Origin of the sequence: Nonomuraea terrae, from assembly GCF_044465245.1 — a bacterium.
GTDB classification, from domain to species: Bacteria; Actinomycetota; Actinomycetes; order Streptosporangiales; family Streptosporangiaceae; genus Nonomuraea; species Nonomuraea terrae.
The window spans coordinates 104,897-127,525 of the sequence record NZ_JBITLL010000007.1 but is presented as its reverse complement, the minus strand read 5'-3'; the positions used below and the strand labels follow the sequence as shown (position 1 = coordinate 127,525).

Annotated in this window: 18 protein-coding genes; 6 read left to right on the top strand and 12 right to left on the bottom strand. The window is 72.2% G+C overall.

Annotated elements, in window-relative coordinates:
- Nucleotides 1-39 precede the first annotated feature (39 nt).
- The 7 genes from ACIBP6_RS34675 to ACIBP6_RS34645 all read right to left on the bottom strand — a co-directional run bounded on the left by ACIBP6_RS34675 (nt 40) and on the right by ACIBP6_RS34645 (nt 9,490).
- Nucleotides 40-1,743, bottom strand: coding sequence for a substrate-binding and VWA domain-containing protein (locus ACIBP6_RS34675; RefSeq protein WP_397058044.1), 1,704 nt, complete (start codon nt 1,741-1,743; stop codon nt 40-42).
- Between the two features lie 60 nt (nt 1,744-1,803).
- Nucleotides 1,804-4,356, bottom strand: a complete 2,553-nt coding sequence (locus ACIBP6_RS34670) for a bifunctional FO biosynthesis protein CofGH (RefSeq protein WP_397058043.1) — start codon at nt 4,354-4,356, stop codon at nt 1,804-1,806.
- Between the two features lie 52 nt (nt 4,357-4,408).
- The gene (locus tag ACIBP6_RS34665; protein WP_397058042.1) at nt 4,409-5,305 is read right to left on the bottom strand and encodes a DNA-3-methyladenine glycosylase family protein; all 897 of its coding nucleotides are present in this window, start codon (nt 5,303-5,305) and stop codon (nt 4,409-4,411) included.
- Nucleotides 5,306-5,341: 36 nt separating this feature from the next.
- Nucleotides 5,342-6,421, bottom strand: a complete 1,080-nt coding sequence (locus tag ACIBP6_RS34660) for a sugar phosphate nucleotidyltransferase (RefSeq protein ID WP_449595654.1) — start codon at nt 6,419-6,421, stop codon at nt 5,342-5,344.
- 32 nt (nt 6,422-6,453) lie between these two features.
- Nucleotides 6,454-7,569 carry a glycosyltransferase family 4 protein gene (locus ACIBP6_RS34655; RefSeq protein WP_397058040.1) on the bottom strand — a complete coding sequence of 372 codons (1,116 nt, stop codon included), beginning with the start codon at nt 7,567-7,569 and terminating at the stop codon, nt 6,454-6,456.
- A 98-nt stretch (nt 7,570-7,667) separates the two neighbouring features.
- A complete protein-coding gene (locus ACIBP6_RS34650) occupies nt 7,668-8,564 on the bottom strand; it encodes a lysylphosphatidylglycerol synthase domain-containing protein (protein ID WP_397058039.1) in 897 nt (298 codons plus the stop codon).
- Nucleotides 8,565-8,662: 98 nt separating this feature from the next.
- Nucleotides 8,663-9,490 carry a class I SAM-dependent methyltransferase gene (locus tag ACIBP6_RS34645; protein WP_397058038.1) on the bottom strand — a complete coding sequence of 276 codons (828 nt, stop codon included), beginning with the start codon at nt 9,488-9,490 and terminating at the stop codon, nt 8,663-8,665.
- Nucleotides 9,491-9,553: 63 nt separating this feature from the next.
- Here ACIBP6_RS34645 and ACIBP6_RS34640 point away from each other — a divergent pair, with 63 nt between their 5' ends.
- On the top strand, nt 9,554-10,513 hold the full coding sequence (locus ACIBP6_RS34640) for a lysylphosphatidylglycerol synthase domain-containing protein (protein WP_397058037.1): 960 nt from the start codon (nt 9,554-9,556) through the stop codon (nt 10,511-10,513).
- Here the strand turns inward: ACIBP6_RS34640 and ACIBP6_RS34635 are convergent.
- The 3 genes from ACIBP6_RS34635 to ACIBP6_RS34625 form a co-directional block, all read right to left on the bottom strand.
- On the bottom strand, nt 10,414-11,478 hold the full coding sequence (locus tag ACIBP6_RS34635; RefSeq protein WP_397058036.1) for a glycosyltransferase family 4 protein: 1,065 nt from the start codon (nt 11,476-11,478) through the stop codon (nt 10,414-10,416). The genes ACIBP6_RS34640 and ACIBP6_RS34635 overlap by 100 nt on opposite strands.
- A gap of 2 nt (nt 11,479-11,480) precedes the next feature.
- Nucleotides 11,481-12,410: a glycosyltransferase family 2 protein gene (locus ACIBP6_RS34630; RefSeq protein ID WP_132621272.1), complete on the bottom strand. Its 930-nt coding sequence runs from the start codon at nt 12,408-12,410 to the stop codon at nt 11,481-11,483.
- A gap of 70 nt (nt 12,411-12,480) precedes the next feature.
- Nucleotides 12,481-14,487 carry a hypothetical protein gene (locus tag ACIBP6_RS34625; RefSeq protein ID WP_397058035.1) on the bottom strand — a complete coding sequence of 669 codons (2,007 nt, stop codon included), beginning with the start codon at nt 14,485-14,487 and terminating at the stop codon, nt 12,481-12,483.
- Between the two features lie 205 nt (nt 14,488-14,692).
- Here ACIBP6_RS34625 and ACIBP6_RS34620 point away from each other — a divergent pair, with 205 nt between their 5' ends.
- The 4 genes from ACIBP6_RS34620 to ACIBP6_RS34605 all read left to right on the top strand — a co-directional run bounded on the left by ACIBP6_RS34620 (nt 14,693) and on the right by ACIBP6_RS34605 (nt 20,375).
- Nucleotides 14,693-16,168 (top strand): hypothetical protein, encoded by a 1,476-nt coding sequence (locus tag ACIBP6_RS34620; RefSeq protein WP_397058034.1) that lies wholly within the window; start codon nt 14,693-14,695, stop codon nt 16,166-16,168.
- Between the two features lie 221 nt (nt 16,169-16,389).
- A complete protein-coding gene (locus tag ACIBP6_RS34615) occupies nt 16,390-17,964 on the top strand; it encodes an LCP family protein (protein ID WP_397058033.1) in 1,575 nt (524 codons plus the stop codon).
- A gap of 165 nt (nt 17,965-18,129) precedes the next feature.
- Nucleotides 18,130-19,356, top strand: a complete 1,227-nt coding sequence (locus ACIBP6_RS34610) for an acyltransferase family protein (protein WP_397058032.1) — start codon at nt 18,130-18,132, stop codon at nt 19,354-19,356.
- Nucleotides 19,357-19,412: 56 nt separating this feature from the next.
- Nucleotides 19,413-20,375 carry a glycosyltransferase gene (locus ACIBP6_RS34605; protein WP_397058031.1) on the top strand — a complete coding sequence of 321 codons (963 nt, stop codon included), beginning with the start codon at nt 19,413-19,415 and terminating at the stop codon, nt 20,373-20,375.
- A gap of 9 nt (nt 20,376-20,384) precedes the next feature.
- Here ACIBP6_RS34605 and ACIBP6_RS34600 read toward each other — a convergent pair whose 3' ends face one another.
- Complete coding sequence (locus ACIBP6_RS34600) at nt 20,385-21,071, bottom strand: GntR family transcriptional regulator (RefSeq protein WP_397058030.1); 687 nt, start codon at nt 21,069-21,071, stop codon at nt 20,385-20,387.
- 44 nt (nt 21,072-21,115) lie between these two features.
- On the opposite strand from ACIBP6_RS34600, the gene ACIBP6_RS34595 reads away from it, so the two are divergent.
- The gene (locus tag ACIBP6_RS34595) at nt 21,116-21,694 is read left to right on the top strand and encodes a YbhB/YbcL family Raf kinase inhibitor-like protein (protein ID WP_397058029.1); all 579 of its coding nucleotides are present in this window, start codon (nt 21,116-21,118) and stop codon (nt 21,692-21,694) included.
- Between the two features lie 41 nt (nt 21,695-21,735).
- On the opposite strand, the gene ACIBP6_RS34590 is transcribed toward ACIBP6_RS34595, so the two are convergent.
- On the bottom strand, nt 21,736-22,620 hold the full coding sequence (locus ACIBP6_RS34590) for a hypothetical protein (RefSeq protein ID WP_397058028.1): 885 nt from the start codon (nt 22,618-22,620) through the stop codon (nt 21,736-21,738).
- Between the last annotated feature and the right edge of the window lie 9 nt (nt 22,621-22,629).

Genomic DNA, 22,629 nt, shown 5'->3' with positions numbered 1-22,629 from the left:
ACGACCTGAAGGGGGCGTCCCCGGCGTGGGGCGTCCCCTTCAGGCGTCGCAGGTCGGATGGCACAGGCGGCGGGCCAGGGCGGCGAGGAAGACGTCGATGATCTCCTCCGGCTTCCCGGCCTCGTGCAGCGAGCCGTTGGTGGCCGCGGCGACCTGCGACAGGGCCGCGCGGTCGACGTCCTCGCCGAACGCGATGACGATGATCTGGACCGGCCGCTCAGGGTCCCATTCGCGCCGCAGCGTGTCGAGGAGCCGCGTCAGGCTCGCGCCGCGGCCGTCGTCGCGGCCCGCCGTGATCACCAGGAGCGTGTTGTTCATCTCCGGGCGATAGTCGCCGGAGACCGCGCGGAAACCGCTGAGCACGGCGTCGTGGAGCGAGCTGTCCCGCTCGGCGTGGGCGCGCAGCGTGCCGAGCGCCTGCTCGACGAGGGCCCGGCGCTCCGGCTCGGCGACCGGGCCGAGGGCGACGTGCTGCCGGTGGTCCCTGATCCCGCCCGCCTTGTCGGCGAACTCCCACAGGCCCATGCGGGTGGAGTCGGGGAACAGCCGCAGGCCGATCCTGGCCGCGTCCAGCGCGACGCCCAGCGGCTTCGCCATGTGCCTGGAGGTGTCGACCAGCGCGAGTATGTTGGTCGGCGGGGCCAGGCGGCTCCACACCCGCAGCGCCTGGTCGATGTCCTGCGGCGTCACGGACGTCCTGGTCCTCGGCGGCTGGGCGGGGATCCGCGGGCCGGGCGAGAGCGGCCCCAGCCGGCCGTCGCCCGACCGGAAGCCCGCCCGCCGGACGATCTCCTGGGCCTGCGGCCCGGTCAGCCAGTCGGCGAAGGCCGCCGACGCCTCGGCGACGCGGGGATCGGCGGCGGTGACGACGTACGGGTAGTCGAGGGTGATCGTGCCCTCGCGGGGGTGCAGGGCCACCACCGGGTCGTCCGAGGGCCGCAGGGCGTGCTGCCACACCGACTGCTCGGGCACGATGACGACCGGCCGCCGCCAGAACGTGTGGTCGTCCACCGCGGCCAGCATGCTGCGGTAGTCGGGCGCCGACCCGGCCTGCGCCCACCGGACGAACGCGGTCAGCGCCTTGTCGGCGTCCGGCCCGGCGCCGACGACGTCGCGGGCGGCGGCCACGGTGGCGATGCCCGCCCCGGCCAGCGACGGGTCCGGCACGCGGACGACGTCGGGCTCGTCCTCGGTGGGCGTCAGCCGCCCGCGCACGGTCGAGGGGAAGACCATCCGCCAGTTCATCTCGGTGCCGCCCACGGAGAAGCGCCGGGCCAGCGACGAGCGGGTGGCGAAGACCAGCGGCGAGGTGGCCACCACGCTCTCCCGCGCCGGCAGCGCGCTCGCGCCCCGCCGGCGGGCCAGCCGGATCCACGCCGACGAGTCGGCGATCCACCCGTCGGGCCGCTCGCTCAGCACGCCCGCCCGCTCGCCGATCAGCGTGCGTAACACCGTTGCGGGCGGCTGCTCAGTCACCTGGACGAGCACGCACCGGCCGCCCACGGCGGTGTCCGTCGCGTTGAACCGGTCCGCCGCCTCCATGACCGCGGGGGCCACGTCGACGGCGGCGGCCACGTCCACCAGAACGGGCTCTCGCGTGCCGCAGAGCACCCCGCCGCCACCGGCGACCACGAAGGCGCCGGCCGCGACGATCGCCACGGACGCGAGGCCCGCCAGCATGCCGCGCCCCAGCGCCTTCCTGCGTCGCCGCTCAGGGGACGGCGCGGCACGGTGCTGACCCAACCGCAAGAGCGAACCCTCCCATGCCTCTCATACCGGACGCGAGTCCGGCGAGAACCCAGGTTACGGCCGAGCCAGCGGCAGCACCCGCCTGACGCTCTGGCAGACGCCGTCGCTGGCCGCGGAGGCGCGCAGCCGCTCTTCACCCGGGACGCCGTACTCGGTGGTGCGCTGGCGGACCGGCCTGCCGGTCACCTCGACCATCGCGCGCAGCTCGCTGATGGTCTTGTACGAGCCGTTCTCCGATCCGGCCATCCGGCTGATGGTCTCCTCCATCAGCGTGCCGCCGAGGTCGTTCACGCCACCCTGGAGCACCTGGTGGCACAGGTCGTCCTGGAGCTTGACCCACGAGCACTGGATGTTCTTGATCGCGCCGTGCAGCAGGATCCTGGACAGGGCGTGCACGGCACGGTTCTCCTGCGCCGTCGGGCCCGGCCTGGCCACGCCGGCCAGGTAGATCGGCGCGCTGGTGTGCACGAACGGCAGCAGCACGAACTCCGAGAAACCGCCGGTCTGCTCCTGCAGCCGCCTGATGAGCTTGATGTGCCTGACCCAGTGCAGGTGGTTGTCCACGTGGCCGTACATCATCGTGGACGTCGTCGGGATGCCGACCTCGTGGGCCGTGGTAATGACCTCGATCCACTCCTTGGCCGGCAGCTTGCCCTTGGTCAGCACCCACCGCACGTCGTCGTCCAGGATCTCGGCCGCGGTGCCGGGCAACGAGTCGACGCCGGCCTCCTTGGCCGCCTCCAGCCAGTCGCGGATCGACAGGTTCGTCCTGGACGCGCCGTTGATGACCTCCATCGGGGAGAACGCGTGCACGTGCATGCCCGGAGTCCGCTCCTTGACGGCCCTGGCGATGTCGAAGTACGCCGTCCCCGGCAGGTCGGGGTGGATGCCGCCCTGCATGCACACCTCGGTGGCGCCCGCCGCCCACGCCTCCTCGGCCCGGTCGGCGACCTGGTCGAGGCTCAGCGTGTACGCGTCGGCGTCCGTCCTGCGCTGGGCGAAGGCACAGAAGCGGCAGCCGGTGTAGCAGACGTTGGTGAAGTTGATGTTCCGGTTGACGACGTACGTCACGTCGTCGCCCACGGCCTCCTTGCGCAGCGCGTCGGCGATGGCGGCCAGCTCGTCCAGCGCCTGGCCCTCGGCCCCGAGCAGGGCGACGGCCTCGGCGTCCGTCAGGCCGGCCGGGTCGGCCTCGGCCCGCCTGAGCGCCTGGCGCACGTCGCTCGGGGTGGCGGCGGCCACCGTGCCGAGGCGTTCGCGCAGCGCGTCCCAGTCGCCGTAGACGTGGTCGAAGTCGTCGCGGCGGTCGTTCGTCCGGCCCGTGGTGTCGACCTCGACGTGCAGGTCCACGCGGCCGGACGCGCTGAAGCCGCCGTCGGGCTCCTGCCAGGGACGGCCCTCCAGGACGGCGTCCTCGCGGGCCAGGCCGGTGCGCGGGTCGGCCAGGGCGGTGACGTGGGCGAACAGGCGGGGGTCGAGCCAGGGCTCACCGGCCAGCACATATTCCGGATATATCGTCAAACGCTCCCGAAGCTGGAACCCCGCCTCGCCCGTCCGCGCCGCGAGGTCGTCGATCTGCGGCCAGGGCCGCTCGGGGTTGACGTGGTCGGGGGTCAGCGGCGACACCCCGCCCCAGTCGTCGATGCCGGCCCGGATCATCAGCGCGTACTCGGAGTCGACCAGGTTGGGCGGAGCCTGGATGCGTGTGCGGGGGCCGAGCACCAGGCGGGCGACCGCGATGGTGGCGGCCAGCTCCTGCAGGTCGGCGTCCGGCAGGCCGCGCATGGCCGTGTCGGGCTTGGCGCGGAAGTTCTGGACGATGACCTCCTGGATGCCGCCGTACTCGCGGGCCACCCGCCGGATGGCGAAGATCGACTCGGCGCGGTCCTGCACGGTCTCGCCGATGCCGATGAGGATGCCCGTGGTGAACGGCACGTTCGTGCGCCCGGCGTCCTCCAGCACGCGCAGCCGCACGGCCGGATCCTTGTCCGGCGAGCCGTAGTGGGGCTGCCCCTTCTCCTCGAACAACCGCCGCGACGTCGTCTCCAGCATCATCCCCATGGACGGCGCCACCGGCTTGAGCCGCTGGAAGTCACGCCAGCCCAGCACCCCCGGATTGAGGTGCGGCAGCAGCCCGGTCTCCTCCAGCACCCTGATCGCCATGGCCCGCACGTACGACAGCGTGTCGTCGTAACCGTGGGCGTCGAGCCACTCCCTGGCCTGGTGCCAGCGGTCCTCCGGCCGGTCGCCCAGCGTGAACAACGCCTCCTTGCACCCCATCGCCGCCCCCTGCCGGGCGATCTCCAGCACCTCGTCCGGGCTCAGGAACGGCGCCTGCAGCTTGTGCGGCGCGGTCGCGAACGTGCAGTAACCACAACGGTCCCGGCAGAGCCGGGTCAACGGGATGAACACCTTCCTGCTGTAGGTGATGATCCCTTCGCGCCCGGCGGCGTTCAGACCGGCGTCGCGCACGCGGGAGGCGTGGTCGAGAAGCGTGTCGAGGTGCTCACCGCGCGCCCCCAGCAGCACGGTGGCCTCAGTGACGTCGAGGGTCTTGCCGTCCCTGGCACGGGCGAGCGCGCGGCGGAGCGCGGAGTCAGAACTCATAAACGCACACTACAAAGGGCTGAGTTCGCCGCTCGCACCCAGTCCCCGCACCTCAGAAGGACCGGTAGTCACGGACGGCCATGCGAGGACCGCGCGCGGGCGGCCGGCGGCCGCTCAGCCAGACCAGGACCGTCGCCCGGTGCCGATGCCCCGCGTACGGCTCCAGCAGCCGCAGCATGCCCTCGTCGTCGGTCTTCTCCCCCGTCAGCGCGTAACCGACGAGCTTGGCCAGGTGGAAGTCGCCCACACTCACGGCGTCGGGGTCGCCGAAGGCACGCTGGCGCACCTCGGCCGAGGTCCAGACGCCGACCCCGGGCAGCGCGCGCAGCAGCCGGTCGAGCTCCTCGGTGGTCGCGGCGGCCTCCAGCTTGGCGGCGTGCCAGGCGGCGGTGGCGATCGTCCGCGCGCGTACGGCCTCGGCCCCGGCGCGGTGCCAGTGCCAGGTCGGGATCTGCCGCCACACGGCGGGCTCGGGCACGACCCGCATGCCCGCGGGCGCGGGGCCGGGGGCCGGCTCGCCGTAGCGGGCGAGCAGCCAGCGCCAGGCCCGCCACGCCTCCCGGCCGACGACCTTCTGCTCCAGCACGGCGGGGACGAGCGCCTCCATGACCCGGCCGGTACGCCCGATCCGCAGACCGGGATGGCGCCGCGCGACCTCGGCGAGCAGGTCGTGCCTGAGGCTGAACCCGGACAGGTCGTCGTCGGCGCCCAGCAGCGCCGGCAGCGTCTCCAGGGCCCACCCGGCCCCCGGCCCCCATGCCTGCCCGTGCACGGCGCCGCCGCCGACGGTCACGCGGAGGGTGCTGGGCCCGTCAGGGGTGCGGCAGGTGCGCCACACGGCGCCGTCGGCGCCCAGGCGCCAGGTGGGGTCGCCGCTGCCGCGCCTGAGAGGCTGCAGCGCCAGCCCTACGTCGAGCGGCCCGTCCGGGACCCACCTGCGCTCTTCCACCCGTCAAGTGTGCCGCCTGCCCGGGACTGGAAAGAGTCAGACGTCGCTGGAGTAACGCAGCGCCCGCTCCGGCAGCTCGACCCCCGGCCAGATGCGTACGCCGTTCTGGAGCTCGTTGCCCGGCCCCACGATCGCCCCGTCCCCGATCACCGCGTCGCGCACCACCGTGCCGGCGCAGACGCGCGCCCCCTGGCCGACCACAGCGTCGATCACCGAGGCCCCCGCCTCGATCACGCTGTCGTCGCTCAGCACCGAACCGACCACCGAGGCCCCCGCCTCGACGACGCACCGGGCGCCCACGGTCGTGCCCCCCTGCACCTTGGCCTCGGGTGAGATCCGGGCGCCGTCGAGCGCCAGGTATTCGCCGGTCGGCCCGGGCAGCGCCGGCGAGGCCAGCCGGCCCAGCACCAGGTCGCGCGAGCCCTGCACGAACGCGGCGGGCGTGCCGACGTCGAGCCAGTAGGTGCGGGTGGCGTAGCCCAGGACGAGCTGCCCCGACTCGATCAGCCCGGGGAACGTCTCGCGCTCCACCGACACGACCTCGCCGCTCGGGATCGAGTCGATCACCGACCGGGTGAAGACGTAACAGCCGGCGTTGATGCGGTTGGTGACCGGGTTGGGGGTCTTTTCCAGGAACGCGGTCACCCGGCCGCTCTCGTCGGTCGGCACACAGCCGAACCGGGTGGGATCGTCCACTTCTGTCAGGTGGAGCGTTACAGCGGCCTCGCGCGAGCGGTGAAGGCTCACCTGCTCGCCGATGTCGTGGCCGCTCAGGATGTCGCCGTTGAGGATCAGCACCGGGTCGTCGGGGCCGGACGTCAGCGCCTCGGCCGCGTTGCGGATCGCCCCGCCGGTGCCGAGCGGCGTCTGCTCGGTGATGTATTCGAGGGAGAGCCCGAACGCCGCCCCGTCTCCGAAGACCGGCTCGAACATCGACGCCTTGTACGACGTCGCGAACACGATCCGGCGCACGCCGAACGATCGCGCGCGGGCCAGCTGGTGGGCCAGGAACGGCACCCCGGCGGTCGGCAGCAGCGGCTTGGGCGTGCCCAGTGTCAGCGGACGCAGGCGCGTGCCCTGCCCCCCGACCAGGAGGATCGCCTCGAGGCCTGGCAAAGAGCTCTCCATCACTCCGTGAGGTTACCGAACTATTCGATCGCGCGTTGATAGGAGCTGAGATGCGCTTCGGCCGATGCGGCCCACGTGAACTCGCGAGCCCTGGCCAGCCCCGCCTCCCGCAGCTGCTTCCTGCGCTCGGGTGAGGCCAGGAGTTGCCCGAGCGCCGTGGCGATGCTGTCGGCGTCGGGCTCGGTGTAGGCGACGGCGTCGCCGCCGACCTCGGGCAGCGAGGTGCGGTGGGTGGTGAGCACCGGCGCGCCGCAGGCCATCGCCTCCAGCACCGGCAGCCCGAACCCCTCGCCGTGCGACGGGAAGGCCACGACGAGCGCCCCGCCGAGGAACCCGGGCAGGTCGGAGGCCCCGAGATAGCCGGGCCGCACCACCTTGACCGTCGCCTCGACCTCGCGGCAGGCCACGTCGACGTCGTACTGGTGCACGCCGCCGCCGATCACCAGCGCGGGCGGGTTCTCCAGCGTCTTGACCGCGGCGGCGAAGCCGCGGATGAGGTTCGGAACGTTCTTACGGGGGTCGAGCGCGCCCAGGAAGGCCACGTACGGCCGGCCGTGCAGCCCGCAGCGCGTCGAGGCGCGGCGGACCTCCTCCTCGCTCGGCGGGTGGAACTGCGCCAGGTCGACGCCGTGGTAGGCGACGTCGATGCGGGTGGGATCGGCGGCGAGCACGCGGATGAGCTCGTCGCGGGTGGCCTTGGACGGCACGATGACCCGCCGGGCGTGTCGCACGGCCGTACGGGTGGCCGAGCGGAAGAACGAGGCCCGCGGGCTGCGCTGGTCGGGCTCGGTGAACCAGGTGACGTCGTGCACCGTCACCACGGTCGGCAGGCCGGAGCCGAGCGGGATGGAGTAGTAGGGGGCGTGGATCACGCCGGCGCCCGCACGCCGGGCGAGCAGCGGCAGCCCCGTCTGCTCCCAGGCGAGCCTGGCGGCCCTGTTGGTGAGCGCGACCGGGCCTGGGATGACGTCGGCCGAGGGCGCGAGCCGCCGGTAGAGCTCGGCCTCCGCACGCTGGCAGACCACGGCCAGGTCGGCTCCGGCCCTGTGGAGCCCGGCGACCAGTCCGTGCACATATCGCGTCAAGGCGCCGCGGTCGGCGGGGACCGCCGCCGCGTCGACGAGCACTCGAGGCATACGAAGATCTCTCCCCTCAAGATCAACGCGGGACCGGACGTCCCCCTCTGATGTTCAGCTTATGACCAGCCTCCCCTAAAACGTGCGCCAAATCACACTCAGTCGCGACGTGCTGCAATTCCGGCCAATCCGGCGCAGATCAGATCTCCCACGATGATGACGATGCGGGAGGAAAGGGCCACCGCGATCGCGGCTCCTTGATCGAGCTGAGGGGCCAGCACGGCCACCATGGCGACCTCCCGCACACCCGCGCCCGCCGGGACGACGAACGTCAGGATGCCGAGGCACCACGACAGCGCGAACGCCCCGACGGCGAACAGCAGCCCGACCTGGGGCGCGACGAAGTAGAGGTGCACGCCGTACGCCGCCCAGCCGGTCAGCGCCCAGCCGAGCGCGGTGAGCATGCCGCGCCGGGTGAGGGGGCGTTCGAGCGGCTCGCGCCTGAGCCGGCGCAGGGCCTGGTCGATCACGGCGTTGATCACCCGGGGCTCCAGCAGCACCAGGAGCAGGGGGATGAACAACAGCAGCCAGCCGTACCGGTTCCAGCCGAGGGTGACGAGCGTGACCAGCAGGCCGGTGGCCAGCTGGATGGGCATCATCAGGAAGAACGCCGCCGCGCTGCGCGAACGCGGCACGCCGAGGTCGCGGCCCATCTCCATCTGGGCGAGGACCGGCCATACCGCGCCGGGGATGTACTTGCCGAGCTGGCCCACGAAGAAAACCTTGGCGGCGGGGCGCGGCGGGAGCGGAGAGCCGAGGTCGGCCAGCAGGGTGCGCCACGTGAGCATGGCCCCGAGCAGCGCGGCGACCACGGCGGCGAGCGACCCGGCCAGCGCGGGCCATGACAGCCGGGCGAACCCGGCCGCCACGGCGTCCCACTCCCTGGCCACCGCCCACCCGCCGAAGCCGAGCGCGACCGCCAGGAACGCGCCCCGCAAGACCCCGCGCACACCCTTGCGCCGCCCGACCGCCGAAGCGCCCACAGGCTCGCTCACAGGGCCGCTCACAGGGCCGCTCGTGGGGTCGCTCGACGGGCCGCTCGTGGGGTCGCCGGTGCTTCCGTGGGGGTCCGCCGTGCCGGAGGAGCCGGTGCTCACAGCGGGCGCACCCGTTCGGGCGGCTGCGGCAGCGCCGCGCCCACCGGCCGCCGCGGCGTCTTCGTCGCCACCCACAGGTACGTCGGCACGAGCGGCAGCAGCAGCCGCAGCACCCCGCGCGGCATGCGTCCCAGCACGGCCTTGACCACCTTCCCCACCACCCCGGGGAACAGCTCTCCGCCGGCGAACCTCGTCGGCGTGGCCAGCACAGGGAACGTGTAGTCCCACACGTGGAAGGCCCGCAACATCTCGCGCAGCCCGCGCCGCGTACGGAACCGCTCGTAGTAGTGGTCGGCCCGCCCGAAGGCCCGCACGTAGCGGTCGGCCGCCGCCGGCGGCAGGTACGACAGGAACGGCAGCTTGTAGTGCGGCTCCATGATCCCGAGCCGGTTGCCGAGCCCCAGGTAGAGCACGCCGTCGTCGGCCAGCACCCGGTGCATCTCGGCCACCACCGCGTCGGGGTCGACCACGTGCTCGTAGATGTGGTTGAACACGAGCACGTCGATCGAGCCGTCGGGGAACGGCAGCGCCGTGCCGTCGCCGCAGACGAACGCCACCCGGTCGCCGAACCGGTCGGCGGCCCTGCGCAGCCCCGGCACGTCGATGTCGACGCCCAGCGTGTGCCCGGCCCCGGCCCGCGCCAGCTCGTCGGCGATGAACCCGGCCGAGCAGCCGACGTCGCCCACGGTCAGACCGGCCAGCGGGCCGCAAAAGTGTTCGAGCACCGCGATGATCTTGGCTGCCTTCCGCCTGCGCTTGTCCTCGTCGAGCATGGCGGACTGGAACTCGGAGTATTCGAGCTGCGCGACCCGTTGCTTCACCACGGCCCCCACCGTACCGACCCCGAAGCCGATCCGATGTCAATCGCTCTTCGGTAGCCTGGCGCAATGCTGCGTCGGCTGTTGCGCGTCGTCCTCGCCCTGGTCGCCCTGGGGTTCCTCGGCTACGGCCTGGCGAGCAACTGGCACGAGACCACCGCCGCGGTGGGCGCGATGTCGCCGTGGGCGCTGCTCGGCGCGTTCGCCGCGGTGCTGCTCGGGCAGTTCTTCATGCTGGTCGCCTGGCGCGAGATCCTCGCCGGGCTCGGCACGCGGGTGCCGCTGCGGGGCGCCGGCCGGATCATGTTCGTGGGCCAGCTGGGGAAGTACATCCCGGGCGTGGTGTGGGCGTACGCGGCCACGATGGACCTCGGCCGCGACCACGGCAGCCCGCCGCGACGGACGTTCGCGACGATGTCGCTCGGCCTGGTGATCAGCCTCGCGGTGGCGATCTCGCTCGCCGCCGCCACCCTGGGACAGCTGGATGCGGTGCGCGAGGCGTGGTATCTCGTGCTGCTCGTCCCCGTGATCATCGTCGGCCTGCACCCCAAGGTGCTCGCCTGGGGGCTCAACCTGGCGCTGCGCGTGGCGCGCAGGGAGCCGCTGGAGAGCGTGCTGCCCGGCCGTACGGTCGTCGTCGCGGTCGTCTGGACGGCGCTCGGCTGGCTCGTGTACGGCGCGCACATCGTGCTGCTCGCCGGCCAGGCCGACCTGTACGTCATCGCCATCGGCGCCTACGCCTTCGCCTGGGCCACCGGCATCCTCACGGTCGTGGTCCCGGCCGGGGTCGGCGTCAGGGAGGGGGCGCTGGTGCTCGTGCTCAGCCCGGTCATCGGCACACCCGCCGCCCTGGCCGTGGCGATCGTGTCGCGCGTGGCGTTCACGCTGGCCGACGCGGCGGCCGCGGGCATCGCGTTCCTGCTCGGCCGTCAGAGACCGAGCAGCGCCTCGGTGTACGCCGACCAGAACGGCTCGGGATCGACCGCCTTGACCCCCGACCGCAACCTCTCCGGCTCCCCGGAGGCGTAGAACCGCTCGATGGCCGCGCGCAGGGCGCCGACGTCGCCCGGCTCGACCAGCAGCCCGTCGACGCCGTCGGTGACGTGGTCGGCCAGCGCGCCGACGCGGGTGGCGATCACCGGCACGCCGTGCTCGTGGCCGAGCCAGACGTTCTGGCTGGCCGTGGCGTCGCGGTAGGGCAGCACGAGCGCGTCGGCCGCGGCGAACAACTTCGGCACCTCGCCGGCCGGCACGTAGCCGGGCCGCAGCTCCACCCGGTCGCCGAGGCCCAGCTCGTCGATCAGCGCCTTCGTCTCGTCGAGCCCGCCCCAGAACTCACCGGCGACCGTCAGGCAGACCCCGTCGGGCAGCGCCCGCATCAGCAGGTCGAGCCCCTTGTACGGCCGCACGATGCCGAAGAACAACAACCGCCGGTGCACCGCGTGAGCGGCCCGCTCGCCCGAGGTCGAGGGCAGGTGCGGCGGCAGCGCGGCCACGCCGACCGGCTCGCGGGTGAGCCCGCGGGCGAGTGCGGCCTGCTGCTCGGAGTGGGTCAGCACGCCGTCGACCCGCTTGAGCAGCGCCTTCATCAGCGGCTCGTCGTACGGCTTGCGCTCGTGCGGCAGCACGTTGTGGCAGAGCGCGACCGTCCGGGCGCGGCGGCCGAGGCCGTACAGGACGCCGAGATACGCGGGGACCTGCACCGGGCTCAGAACGGCCAGGATCGCCAGGTCGGCCGCGCGCATCCGCCGCCCGGCCGCCACCCACCCGTCGGGCCGCCGCCAGTCGAGCCGGCGCACGGTCTTCGGGTACGGCGTGCCCTCGGGCGCGGAGATCGTCTGCTGCCCCGGGTAGAGGAACGACGGGTACTGCGCCCGCCACGACTCGATGACCACGTCGTGGCCCTGTGCCGCGAGCCGGTGGGCCAGCTCGGTGGTGTGCTGCGCCCCGCCGCCCTTGTACGGATAGGTCGGGCCGACGATCGCGACGCGCATCGTCAGTCTCCCCGCGAGCGCACGATCAGGTCGGCGAGCAGCGCGACCGACCCGATGAGCAGCCCGGACAGGAAGATCATGACGGTGTTGGCGGGGAAGTAGAACGGCGTCCTGACCATGTCGTAGACGCCCTTGGCGAGCCCGATCCCGACCAGCCAGAGCGCGGGCGGCATGAGCACCTTGAGCGGGTTGAAGTACATGATCATCCGCAGCACCTGCAGGATGTAGCGGTAGGCGTCGGAGACGAAGCTGAACTTCGACTTGCCGGCCCGCTTGGCGTAGCCGATCGGCAGGTAGTAGACGTCGTGCTGGTTCATCAGGAACGACAGCGTGATCGTCGTGACGCAGGAGAAGCCGGGGGGCAGCAGCCGCAGGTAGGGGCGGGCCACCGGCTTGCGGAACGCGCGCAGCCCGGAGTTGAGGTCGGGGATCTTCTGCCCGGCCAGCATCTCGGCGATCTTCCTGATCATCCACTTGGCCGGCACCCGCAGGAGCTTGTGGGAGCCCTCCTCGCTGGTGCGCGCCCCGACGACCTGGTCGATCGACTGGTCCTTCTCCAGGATCTGCACCAGCTCGGGGATGCGCTCGTTGGGGTAGGACATGTCAGCGTCGGTCCAGACGACGATCTCGCCCCTGGCCTCCTGCGTGCCGATCCGGCGCACGGTGCCGGAGCCGCCGTTGCGGTGGAAGGCGCGGATGCGCAGGCGGGGGTAGCGGGGTGCGGCCTCCTTGAGCCTGGCCAGCGTGTCGTCGGTCGAGCAGTCGTCGACGGCCACCAGCTCGTAGGTGTAGCCGCTCGAGTCCATCGCCTTCGTGATGCGCTCCACCTCGTCGATGACGTGGTCCTGCTCGTTGTAGCAGGGCAGGACGATCGTGACGTACGGGGCTTCTTCCACGTCGGGTCCACTCTTGGAGGTCTCAAGCGTGCTCACGGGGGTCGAGGGTACTCTGCCCGGCCGCGTACCGGGCTCACATCGTCTCCCTTGAGGCTACCCGGCCCTGCTATTCGACTGGGGCCATCCAGACGTTCATCCGCAGCGTCCAGGTGCCGTTCGGGGCCTCCAGCAGGGAACGCTCGTCCTGGCGGGTGACCAGCGCCATGACCTGGGTCGCCCGCCCGTACGGCGCGACCTGGTCCTCCTCGGCGGCCAGCACGACCGGGACGCGGCCGGCGGCGCGCACCCGCTGGGCCAGGCGGCGCACCTGGTCCTCGGGCGCGGTGTCGGAGCCCACGCGCTTGACCTCCGCCGCCGGACGGCCGCACATGCCGCGCACGACCTGGGTGAACCGGTCGCCGGTGACCCGCTCGACGAACAGCACGGACGCGTCGCGCGGCAGCCGGTCGCACATCGCCCGGACCGCCGCCATCTCCCCGCGCTCGATCGGCGTGAACGCGGTGCCGATCGACGTCACGGCCGGCGGGACGAGCACCAGCAGGACGGCCGCCGTCATCCCCCACTTCCGGGACCTCGTGCCGCGCCGCCGCAGCCGGTCGCGGAGCATCGCCAGCCCCTGCACGGCCAGCAGCACCATCCCCGGGATCACGATGGGCACCAGGCGGCGGGCGGCCCACGGGTGGTCGGGGGTGATCTCCGGGCGGAGGAGCGTGGTCACGGTCGTCCAGCCGACGACCGCCAGCGGCAGCAGCCAGGCGAACGGCGTGCCGTCGCGCAGCAGCCGGCGCAGCAGCACGGCGGCGGCGATCGTGGCCAGCACGACGGCGGGCAGGCCGACGTACCAGACGACCCAGTGCAGGGAGTTCTCGAAGTACAGGCGGTCGCCGTCGATGGGCAGGCCGTTCGCGCGCTGGATCTGCCGGATCATCTCGGCCGTGCGGATGTCGCCGGGGTTGTCCGCCACGCGGATCACGGTCTGGAACCACGGACGGGCGTACAGGCCGGCCATGAGCACGACCACCAGGCCCACGCCCGCCGCCGGGGCCCAGGCGGGCGGCCGGATCCGGGCCAGCCACGGCGCGGCGAGCGTGCCGACGAGGGTGAGCACCAGGACGCCGGCGCAGATGAACAGCAGCGGCCGGACCGACCCCGACAGGTACATCAGGTACGGGCGGGCCAGCTCGTAAGCCCCCACCAGCCCGAGCCCGGCCCCGGCGAGCAGGCCCGCCAGCAGTGGCGGCCCCACCGTGCCCTCCGGCCGGGCGAAGCGGCGCATCGCGATCAGCAGCCCGGCGAACGCCAGAGCGGGCAGCACGTCGCGCAGCCCGTCGATCCTGACCAGCACCGCGAGGCCCAGCACCAGCCCGGCCAGCAGCCCGCGCAGCCGCCGGCCCGACGTGCCGGTGAGCGCGTCGTAGGCCAGCGCCAGCCCGCCGAACAGCAGGATCAGCGACGGGATCTCGCTGAACGTCGTACGCGAGGTGTAGAGGACCGGCTGGCTCACGGCGACCGCCACGGCGGCGACCACCGCCCAGCGCGCCCCCACCAGCCGCGCCACGACGCCCGCCACGGTCAGGACGGCCAGCCCGCCGAGCACCGCCGGCATCACGAAGGGCGCGCCCAGCCAGTGGCCGATCGCGAACAACATCGGCGAGCCCGGCATGAACTGCGGCAGCACCGAGCCGTTGACGTCGTAGAAGCCGATGCTGACGAAGTCCAGCCAGCGGTCGGGGCCGCCGAACGCCTCGGCCTGCGGCGGGATGGGCAGTGAGCCGTGGGCGGCGATCCAGGCGGCGTACTGGGTGTACGTCGCGGGATCGCGCCGGATGGCGACTTGTTCGCTGTACATGACGCCGTTGAACACGCCCGACGCCACGGCCACCGCCACGAGGCCCGCGACCTGCGGGGACGTCGCCTCGACGACCTTGCCGAGCCGCCGCGTGCCGAGCACGCCCAGCACGGCCGCGGCCGCCACCCCGAGCAGCGCGACCGGCACGGCCCCGAACCGGCCGAGCATCAACAGCGGCAGCCCCGCCAGCAACCACCCCGCCACGGCCAACGCCGGCAGCACGGTGATGGCGGCGAGTATCCGGCCGGATCGATCCACTTCCATCGATCAGCGAGCGTATCCAACCCAACGCCTCACCCCCACCGGCCCGAAGTCATGGGTTGGCGAAAATCGGCGGTACCGTACGCGACGTGACGGGAGCCTGCGCCGCGAAGAGCCCACCCACCGGAGAGCCGCCCCACCACCTCGCCTCCGGGACCGGACGGGGAGGAGCGGTGGGTTACGTGGCGGTCAGGCGGACGGTGTGCGGGTGAGGCAGACGGCTGAGGCCGGCGACCCGGACAGCGCACGCGGACGGCGGCGCCTGCCGCGGGACGCGGCCGGGGTGGCGCGGCGGCACGGCTGGTTCCTCGCCCTGTTCGCGGCGGGTGCCGCCCTGCGCGTGCTGGCGATGCTCGGCTACCGCCCGGCCCTGTGGTTCCCCGACACCTACACCTACGTCGTCACGGTCTTCCACCCCCGCCCCGACCTGGTGCGGCCGGCCGGCTACTCGATGTTCCTCACGCTGCTGGAGCCGCTGCACTCCTTCGGCGCCGTCACGGTGGCCCAGCACCTGCTCGGCCTGGCGACCGGGCTACTGGTGTACCGGGCGGCGCGGCGGGCGCCGAGGTGGGCGGCGACGTCGGCCGCGGCGCCGGTGCTGCTCGACCCGTACCAGGTCGAGCTGGAGCACCTGCTGGTCTCCGACACCCTGTTCATGTTCCTGATCGTGCTGGCCGTGGCGCTGTGCGTGACGCGGCGCACGTCCACCGTCGTGCTGATCGGGTTGCTGCTGGCCGCCGCGACCCTCACCAGGACGGTCGGCCAGCCGCTCATCGTCGTGCTGGCGGCATGGTTCCTGCTGCGCCGGCGGATCAAACCGGCCGGGGTGCTGCTGGCCGCCGCGCTGGTCCCGATCGTCGCGTACGGCGCCTGGTTCTACGCCACCTACGAGCGCGTCGGCATCGTGGGCGCCAACGGCGTCTTCCTGTACGCCCGCACGATGTCGTTCGCCGACTGCGAGCGCATGGACCCGCCGCCCGACCTGCGGGTGCTGTGCGATCCGCGCCCGCCCGGGCAGCGCCCGCCGTCGCAGGAGTACATCTGGGCCAAGGACTCCCCGCTGGTGCTGCTGCCGGACATCACGTTCGCGAAGGCGAACGACGACCTCGCGGCCAGGTTCGCGATGCGGGCGATCACCGCCCAGCCGCTCGACTACGCCGCCTCGGTGCTGACGGAGCTGGGCCGTACGTTCGTCTGGGGCCGCCCGGTATACCCCGACGCCGAGGTCTACGGCTACTACCAGTTCCCGGAGACCCCGCCGGGGCCGCCGGGCCGCTATCCGGCACAGGTCGGTGCAGAATATGCCAAGCTCTACGAACAGGGCGCGATCGGCACAGAGATCGTCGAACCCTACGCCGGGGTGCTGCGGGCCTACCAGGGTTTCGTGCGGCTGCCCGGCACGGTGCTCCTCGCCGTCCTGCTGGTGCCGCCCGCGGCGGCGGCCGTGCGCAGGTGGCGCGGGAGGCGCCGCACCGGGGTTCCGGTCTGGCCGGTCTCGTGGTCGGCGGCCGTTGTGCTGTTGATCACACCGGCCGCGACCGCCGAGTTCGACTACCGGTACGTCCTGCCGGCTGTGCCCTTGGCCTGTTTGGCGGCGGCCCTGAGCCTACGTCCCGACGTGCTAAGACAGTCCGGCAGCGAGAAAGAGTTTGGCGATGATATTCCACCCAATGTCCGGGTCTGAGTATGCTTTGCCGCGGAAACATCACGCCCTGGTCACGGTCGTTCCCCGCGGTCGTTGCTCGAGGCACGCCGTACGTGACCTGGTCTCGTGGCGCGTAGCGACCGGGCCGGCGCACCAGGTGCGAGGAAAGAGGCTAGGGGCGTATGAGTGACTACAGGGGCGTGCCGGTAGTCGATCATGAGCTGGGCCGCCGAGTGGCCCCCACTCAGCCAGGCAGCAGGATGGCCCGCAGAGCGGCCGCCGCGACTCCTCCGCCGCCCGGCGACCACCCACCGCGCGGCCACCGCTCCGGCAAGGGCGGGGGCGGCGGCCAGACGAAGATGCGCGTGCTGGCCTGGGTCAGCATCGGCATGACCACGGTCATGGTGGCGGGCGCGCTCACCGCGTACACGGCCTACCGCGACGCCTTCGGCAACATCAACGAGAAGAGCGTCAAAGAGGACATCCTCAACCCGCGGCCGCCGGACACGGGGGCGCTCAACGTGCTGCTCGTCGGCTCCGACACACGCGCCGGCGAGGGCAACGCCAAGTACGGCCAGCAGCTGGCCCGAACGGCCGACGCGGGCGGCAAGCGCACGGACACGATCATCCTGATGCACATCTCGCCCGACCGCGACAAGGCCCGCCTGATCAGCTTCCCCCGCGACTCCATGGTGCAGATCCCGCGGTGCAAGAACGAGGCCACCAAGCAGGAGATGGCCCCGCGCCGCGACATGATCAACTCGGCGTACAACTCCGGCGGCATCGCCTGCACGATGACCACCATCGAGCAGCTCACCGGCATCCGCGTCAACCACTTCGTCGAGGTCGACTTCAGCGGCTTCAAGAACATCGTCGACGCGCTCGGCGGCATCGAGATCTGCCTGAAGTCGGGCGTCAACGACAAGGCCTCCAAGCTGGTGCTCCCGCCCGGCAAGAGCCTGCTGAACGGCGAGAAGGCCCTCGGCTACGTACGCCTGCGCCACTACGGCGACGGCAGCGACATCCAGCGCATCAAGCGCCAGCAGATCTTCCTCAGCAAGGTCGTCGCCAAGGCCACCAGCAGCGAGCTGCTCACCGACGTCGGGCGCCTGCGCGAGTTCATCGCCGCCGCGGCCGGCTCGGTCACCATGGACCCCGAGCTGGCCAACGACACCGAGCAGCTCATCCAGATCGCGACGAGCGCCCGCGAGATGACCGCCAACGGCGTGCAGTTCACCACGGTGCCGTGGGTGCCCGACCCCAAGGACACCAACCGCGTCATCTGGAAGGAACCCGACGCCACCGAGCTGTTCACCGCCATCAAGACCGACACGGAAGAGGCCAAGCCGACGCCGGCCGCCAGCGCGAGCGCGAGCGCCAAGCCGAAGGTCACCGTCAAGCCCGAGCAGGTGAAGGTCCAGGTGCTCAACGGCACCAAGACCCCCGGCAGGGCCGCCGAGGTCGCCGACATGCTCGCCAAGCAGGGCTTCAACGTCGTCGGGGTGGGGAACTACGAGGCGCCCGACGGCCAGAGCCTGGCCAAGACCGCCGTCCACTACGCCAAGCCGACCGACATGGCGACCGCCGGCGCGGACACGCTGGCCGGGTCGGTGCTGCCCAAGCCCGCCGCCGAGCAGGGCAAGGTCGCGGCGATCGGCGCGCAGGCGTACGCGGCCACGGCCGGTGTCGCGGCCACGGGCACGACCGCCAAGAGCACTCCGGTGACGCAGCTCGTGATCGGCGAGGACTTCGACTCGGTCAAGGTGACCAAGCTTCCCGACAGCGTCCAGAACAGCACCATCACCGCGTCGGAGCAGAAGAACGTCTGCACCTGAGCCTCAAAGTTCCCTGTGTAACCGGGCGTTCCGGGCCGAGGGGGACGGCGGACGCACTAATCTGTTGCAGGTCGGCGACGCAGCGCGACACGGGTCGGCAAGACCCGCTGGGCGTGTTTGCCGTCGTGTTCCCCGGCCCCCGAGCGAAGCTGAGCGACTCCCCCAGTGTCTGACATCAGATCCTCCCCACCGGTCACGACTCCGCGGAGGCCCGCCGACGACGGGCCCGACGTCACGGGGACGAGCTGGCCATTACCGCAAGGGGCGTACTGGGGTGCGTCCACCGACCCCCATGGGGTCGGCCCCGGCGAGCTCACCGCGCCCCAGCCCGCGGTGGGCCAGGGCGCCGCGCCCGGTGGGCAGCCGGAGCCGGAGCCGGAGTCGGGCCCGCGCAAGCGCGACCCGTTCCTCGACAACGTCAAGTTCCTCCTGATCGCCCTGGTGCCGCTCGGCCACTCGCTGGTGCCCACGCTCACGGCCGACTCCTCCAGGTCGCTCTACATCTTCATCTACACGTTCCACATGCCGCTGTTCGTGCTGATCAGCGGCTATCTGTCGCGAAACTTCTGGGTCCAGAACTCGACCGCCAAGGTCAACAAGCTGGTCGACACGCTGCTCATCCCGTACGTCGTGGTCGAGGTCGGCTACGCGACGCTGCGGTGGGCGCTGGGCCACAAGTGGAGCCTGTCGATCGACGACCCGGCGTGGCTCAACTGGTACCTGGTGGCGCTGCTGTTCTGGCGGCTGTCCACACCGGTGTGGAAGCGGATGAAACACCCCGTGCCGGTGGCCATCGCGATCTACCTGTTCGCCGGGTTCTCCGACATCAACGGCGACTTCAGCCTCGACCGCTTCTTCGGTCTCATGCCGTTCTTCGTGATCGGCCTGGTGCTGCAGCCCGAGCACTTCGAGCGGCTCGACCGGCTGTGGATCAAGATCGTCGGCGTGGGCGTGATCCTGGCCGCGGCGGCGGTGGCGATCTTCGTCGCGTCCACGCGCACGCCTGTCGCGCCGTTCTACTTCAAGGGCAGCTACGCGAACCTCGACCTCACCTGGTACGAAGGCCTCGGCCTGCGCACCGGCCTGCTGGTGTGCGCGCTCGCGCTGTCCGTCGCGGTGCTGGCGCTGGTGCCCAGGAAGGAGACCTGGTACACCGACCTCGGCACCCGCACGCTCTACTGCTACCTGCTCCACGGCATCCCCGTCATGATCGCCAAGGAGATGGGCTGGCTGAAGTTCCCGTGGCTGTTCGGGCCGCTCGGCGTGCTGGCGATCAGCTCGGCCTGCTTCGCGCTGGCCATCGTGCTGTGCCTGCCGCAGACCCGCGCGATCTTCAAGTGGGTGCTGGAGCCGCGCCTGACCTGGCTCTATCGGCGCCCCGCGCGAAGTTAAGCGACCGTTCCACCCGCATTAACGCCTTTGACCTGGTAGGCACGGACCATCGACACATGCGCGCATGTGTCGCCACGACCGTCCATCACCCCGAGGACGCCCGGATCATGCACCGGCAGATCAGGGCACTGCTCGACGCCGGTCACGAGGTGACCTACGTCGCGCCGTTCACGTTCTTCAACGTGACCCCCGCCATGAGGCTGACCGCGGTGGACGTGGCCCACGAGGCCTCGTACGGCAAGGCGCGCGGCGCGCTGCGACGCGGCGTCCGCGACGCGGACCTGCTGATCGTCCACGACCACCGGCTGCTGCGCGCCCTGCCCCACCGGCGCCCTCCGGTCGTCTGGGACGTACGCGAGCCCGTCGCCCCCCGGCACCTCGCCCGCGCCGCGCGGCGTCACCAGGTGATCGACCCCGAGGTGGTGCCGGAGGGGACCCTGGTGTCGCCCAGCCCGCCCCTCCCCGGCGACACCAGGGTCGTGCACATCGGCCGCCTGTCGGCCGAGCGCGGGGTGCACGAGCTGGTCGGCCTGGCCGAGCGCCTGATCCCGTACGGCGTGCGGATGGACGTGATCGGCGCGGCGGCCCCCGGCGTGCGCCCCCTGCTGCGCGACGCCCAGCGCGTGGGCCTGCTCGACTGGTTCGGCTACGTACCCAACCGCCATGCCCTGCGCATGGCCGAGGGCGCGCTGGCCGGGCTGTCGCTGGCCCGCGACACCGTTCGGACGCCGCCCACGAAGATCATGGACTACATGGGCCGCGGCCTGCCGGTCATCACGACCCCGCCGGGCGCCCCACTGGTCGAGCCCGTCGGTTGCGGGCTCGTCGTGCCCCTCGACGTGGACGCCGTGCTGAACGCCGTTCTCGACCTCAAGGAGAACCCCGCGCGGCGGGTCAAGCTCGGGGCGCTCGGCCACGCCGAGGCCCGGCTGCGCCACCACTGGCCCGACCAGGCCGCCGCCTTCGCCCGCCAGGCGGAGTCCTGGGCCGGTCTGGCCGCCCACGCCCTGGCCGTCTGACGCGCCGGCTCAGGAGTGCCGGTCCGGCGACAGCGCCGCCGCGGTGAGGCTCAGATGCCGGACGAGAACCGCGGCCGCGGCGGCGGGATCGCGGGCGAGAGCGGCCTCCTCAAGGCGACGGTGCTCGTCGAGGGGCGCACGGCTGGGCGTGCGGTGGCCGGACCAGCGGCGGGCCAGCTCGCTCGCCGTCCACATCCGGTCGAAGGTGTCGAGCAGGACGGAGTTGCCGCAGCCCTCCAGCAGGGTGCGGTGGAAGCCGTGGTGGGCCTCGGCCCAGGCGTCGCTGTAGTACTCGCCCTCCTCGGGCGCGAACGCCGGGGTGCGCGCCAGCCTGTGGTGCGCGGCGCGTACGCGGGCCTCCCACTCGACGTCGCCACGCTCGACCGACATGCGCAGCATGGGCTCTTCGATGGTCAGCCGGGCCTCGGTGAGCTCCTGCCAGCGGCGATCGGAGCAGGCCGGCACGGCGAAGCCGCGATTGGGCAGCCGGTCGGCGAGCCCCTCCCCCACCAGCCGCACCAGGGCCTCGCGCACCACGGCGAGGCTGACCCCTTGGTCCTTGGCCAACTCCTGCGGCTTGAGCGCGTCTCCGGGAGCGTGGGCCCCGTGCAGGATGGCCGCCCGAAGCCGGGCGTGAACCTGCTCCGAAAGCATCTGCTTGCCCGACAAGGCAGGGCCGCGGACCGTCTGAGTCACGGCCACATACTAACGGCGCGACAAAATAATCGATTATGTCTGTTATGATCGATCACTGTAGCCAGCCGTTCCACGGAAAGAAGTACGTCATGACCGGCAACAACCCCTTCGCTCGCCTCCCCGAGGCGGCGGCCTTCACCGTCACCAGCACGACCGTGGCCGACGGCGCGCCCCTGCCCCTTGAGCAGATGTCCGCCGGTGTCCCCGGCGGCAAGGACGTCTCCCCGCACCTGTCCTGGAGCGGAGCCCCCGAGGGCACCAAGAGCTACGCCGTGACCGTCTACGACCCGGACGCCCCCACCGGCTCCGGCTTCTGGCACTGGGCCGTGGCCGACATCCCCGCCACCGTCACCGAGCTGCCGGAGGGCGCCGGCGACGATGCCGGCTCCGGCCTGCCGGAAGACGCCTTCCAGCTGCCCAACGACGTCCGCGTGGCCCGGTTCACCGGCGCCGCACCGCCCGCCGGCCACGGCCCCCACCGCTACTTCATCGTGGTGCACGCCCTGGACGTCGAGCACATCGGCGTCCCGGCCGAAGCCACTCCTGCCTACCTGGGCTTCACCATGTCCGGCCACATCCTCGCCCGCGCGGTCCTGACCGCCACCGCCGAGATCCCGCGCTGAGCCGTGGCACCCGCCGAAGGAGCGGCCCACTCCTTCGGCCGCTAGGGGCGGTCGAGGTCGAAGGCGACGTCGGCGAGCCGGACGGTGCGCACGCGCGGGTCCTCGAGGATCCGGCGCAGCTTCTCGATCGCGACGAGATCAGCCACGTACGCGTAGGCCAGACCGTCGCGCGCGGCCGTGCGCAGCCGGTCGAGGGACAGGTCGAACCGGCGCAGGTTCGCGTCGTCGTGCTCGCGGAGGAGCCCGGTCCACTCCCGGAGATTGCCCAGCTCCACGCCGCACCCTTCCTTCCCCTCGGCGAGTTCCCCGCGGTCCCACGTGCCCGTGCCCCACGTGATCGGCAGCGCGCTCGTCCTGCGTTCGTAGACGACCTTGTCCGCGCACGTGTCGTACGCCTCCAGGAAGCCTTTCAGCGCGTCCGGCGCGAGGGGCGCGGCGAACTCCACCACCGCCAGCGCGTTGAGCCCGTCGGGCAGCCTGGCCAGCACCTTGCGCACCTCGTCCTTGGGGGCGAGCGCGCCCCCGACGTCGAACAGCGCGAGCGAGAGCCTGGTGCCCGCCGTGTGGCCCAGCGGCAGGCGCCCCACGCGCCCGAAGAGGTCCTGACTGATCGTGTACGCGCCGCCGCCCGCCCAGGGCCCGGTGGCGGCGCGCAGCGGGGCGGCGGTGACCTCGAACGACATCGACGCCGGCGTGGTCGCGCAGCACGCGCCGACGACGACCTGGTAGGCCGGGTTGTACAGCTTGAAGGCGGTGCCGAGCACGTCCGTCATCCGCTGCTCCCGGTCGCCGCGCGTCTGCACCAGGCTCGACCCCACCGTGGCGGCGAGGGCGAGCGCCAGCAGGACCGCGAGCACGACGGACGCCGTCCTGAAGAGCCCCCGCCGGACCGCCCGCCTGGTCAGCTTCACATCAAAGTCCGGCATTTCTGGAAA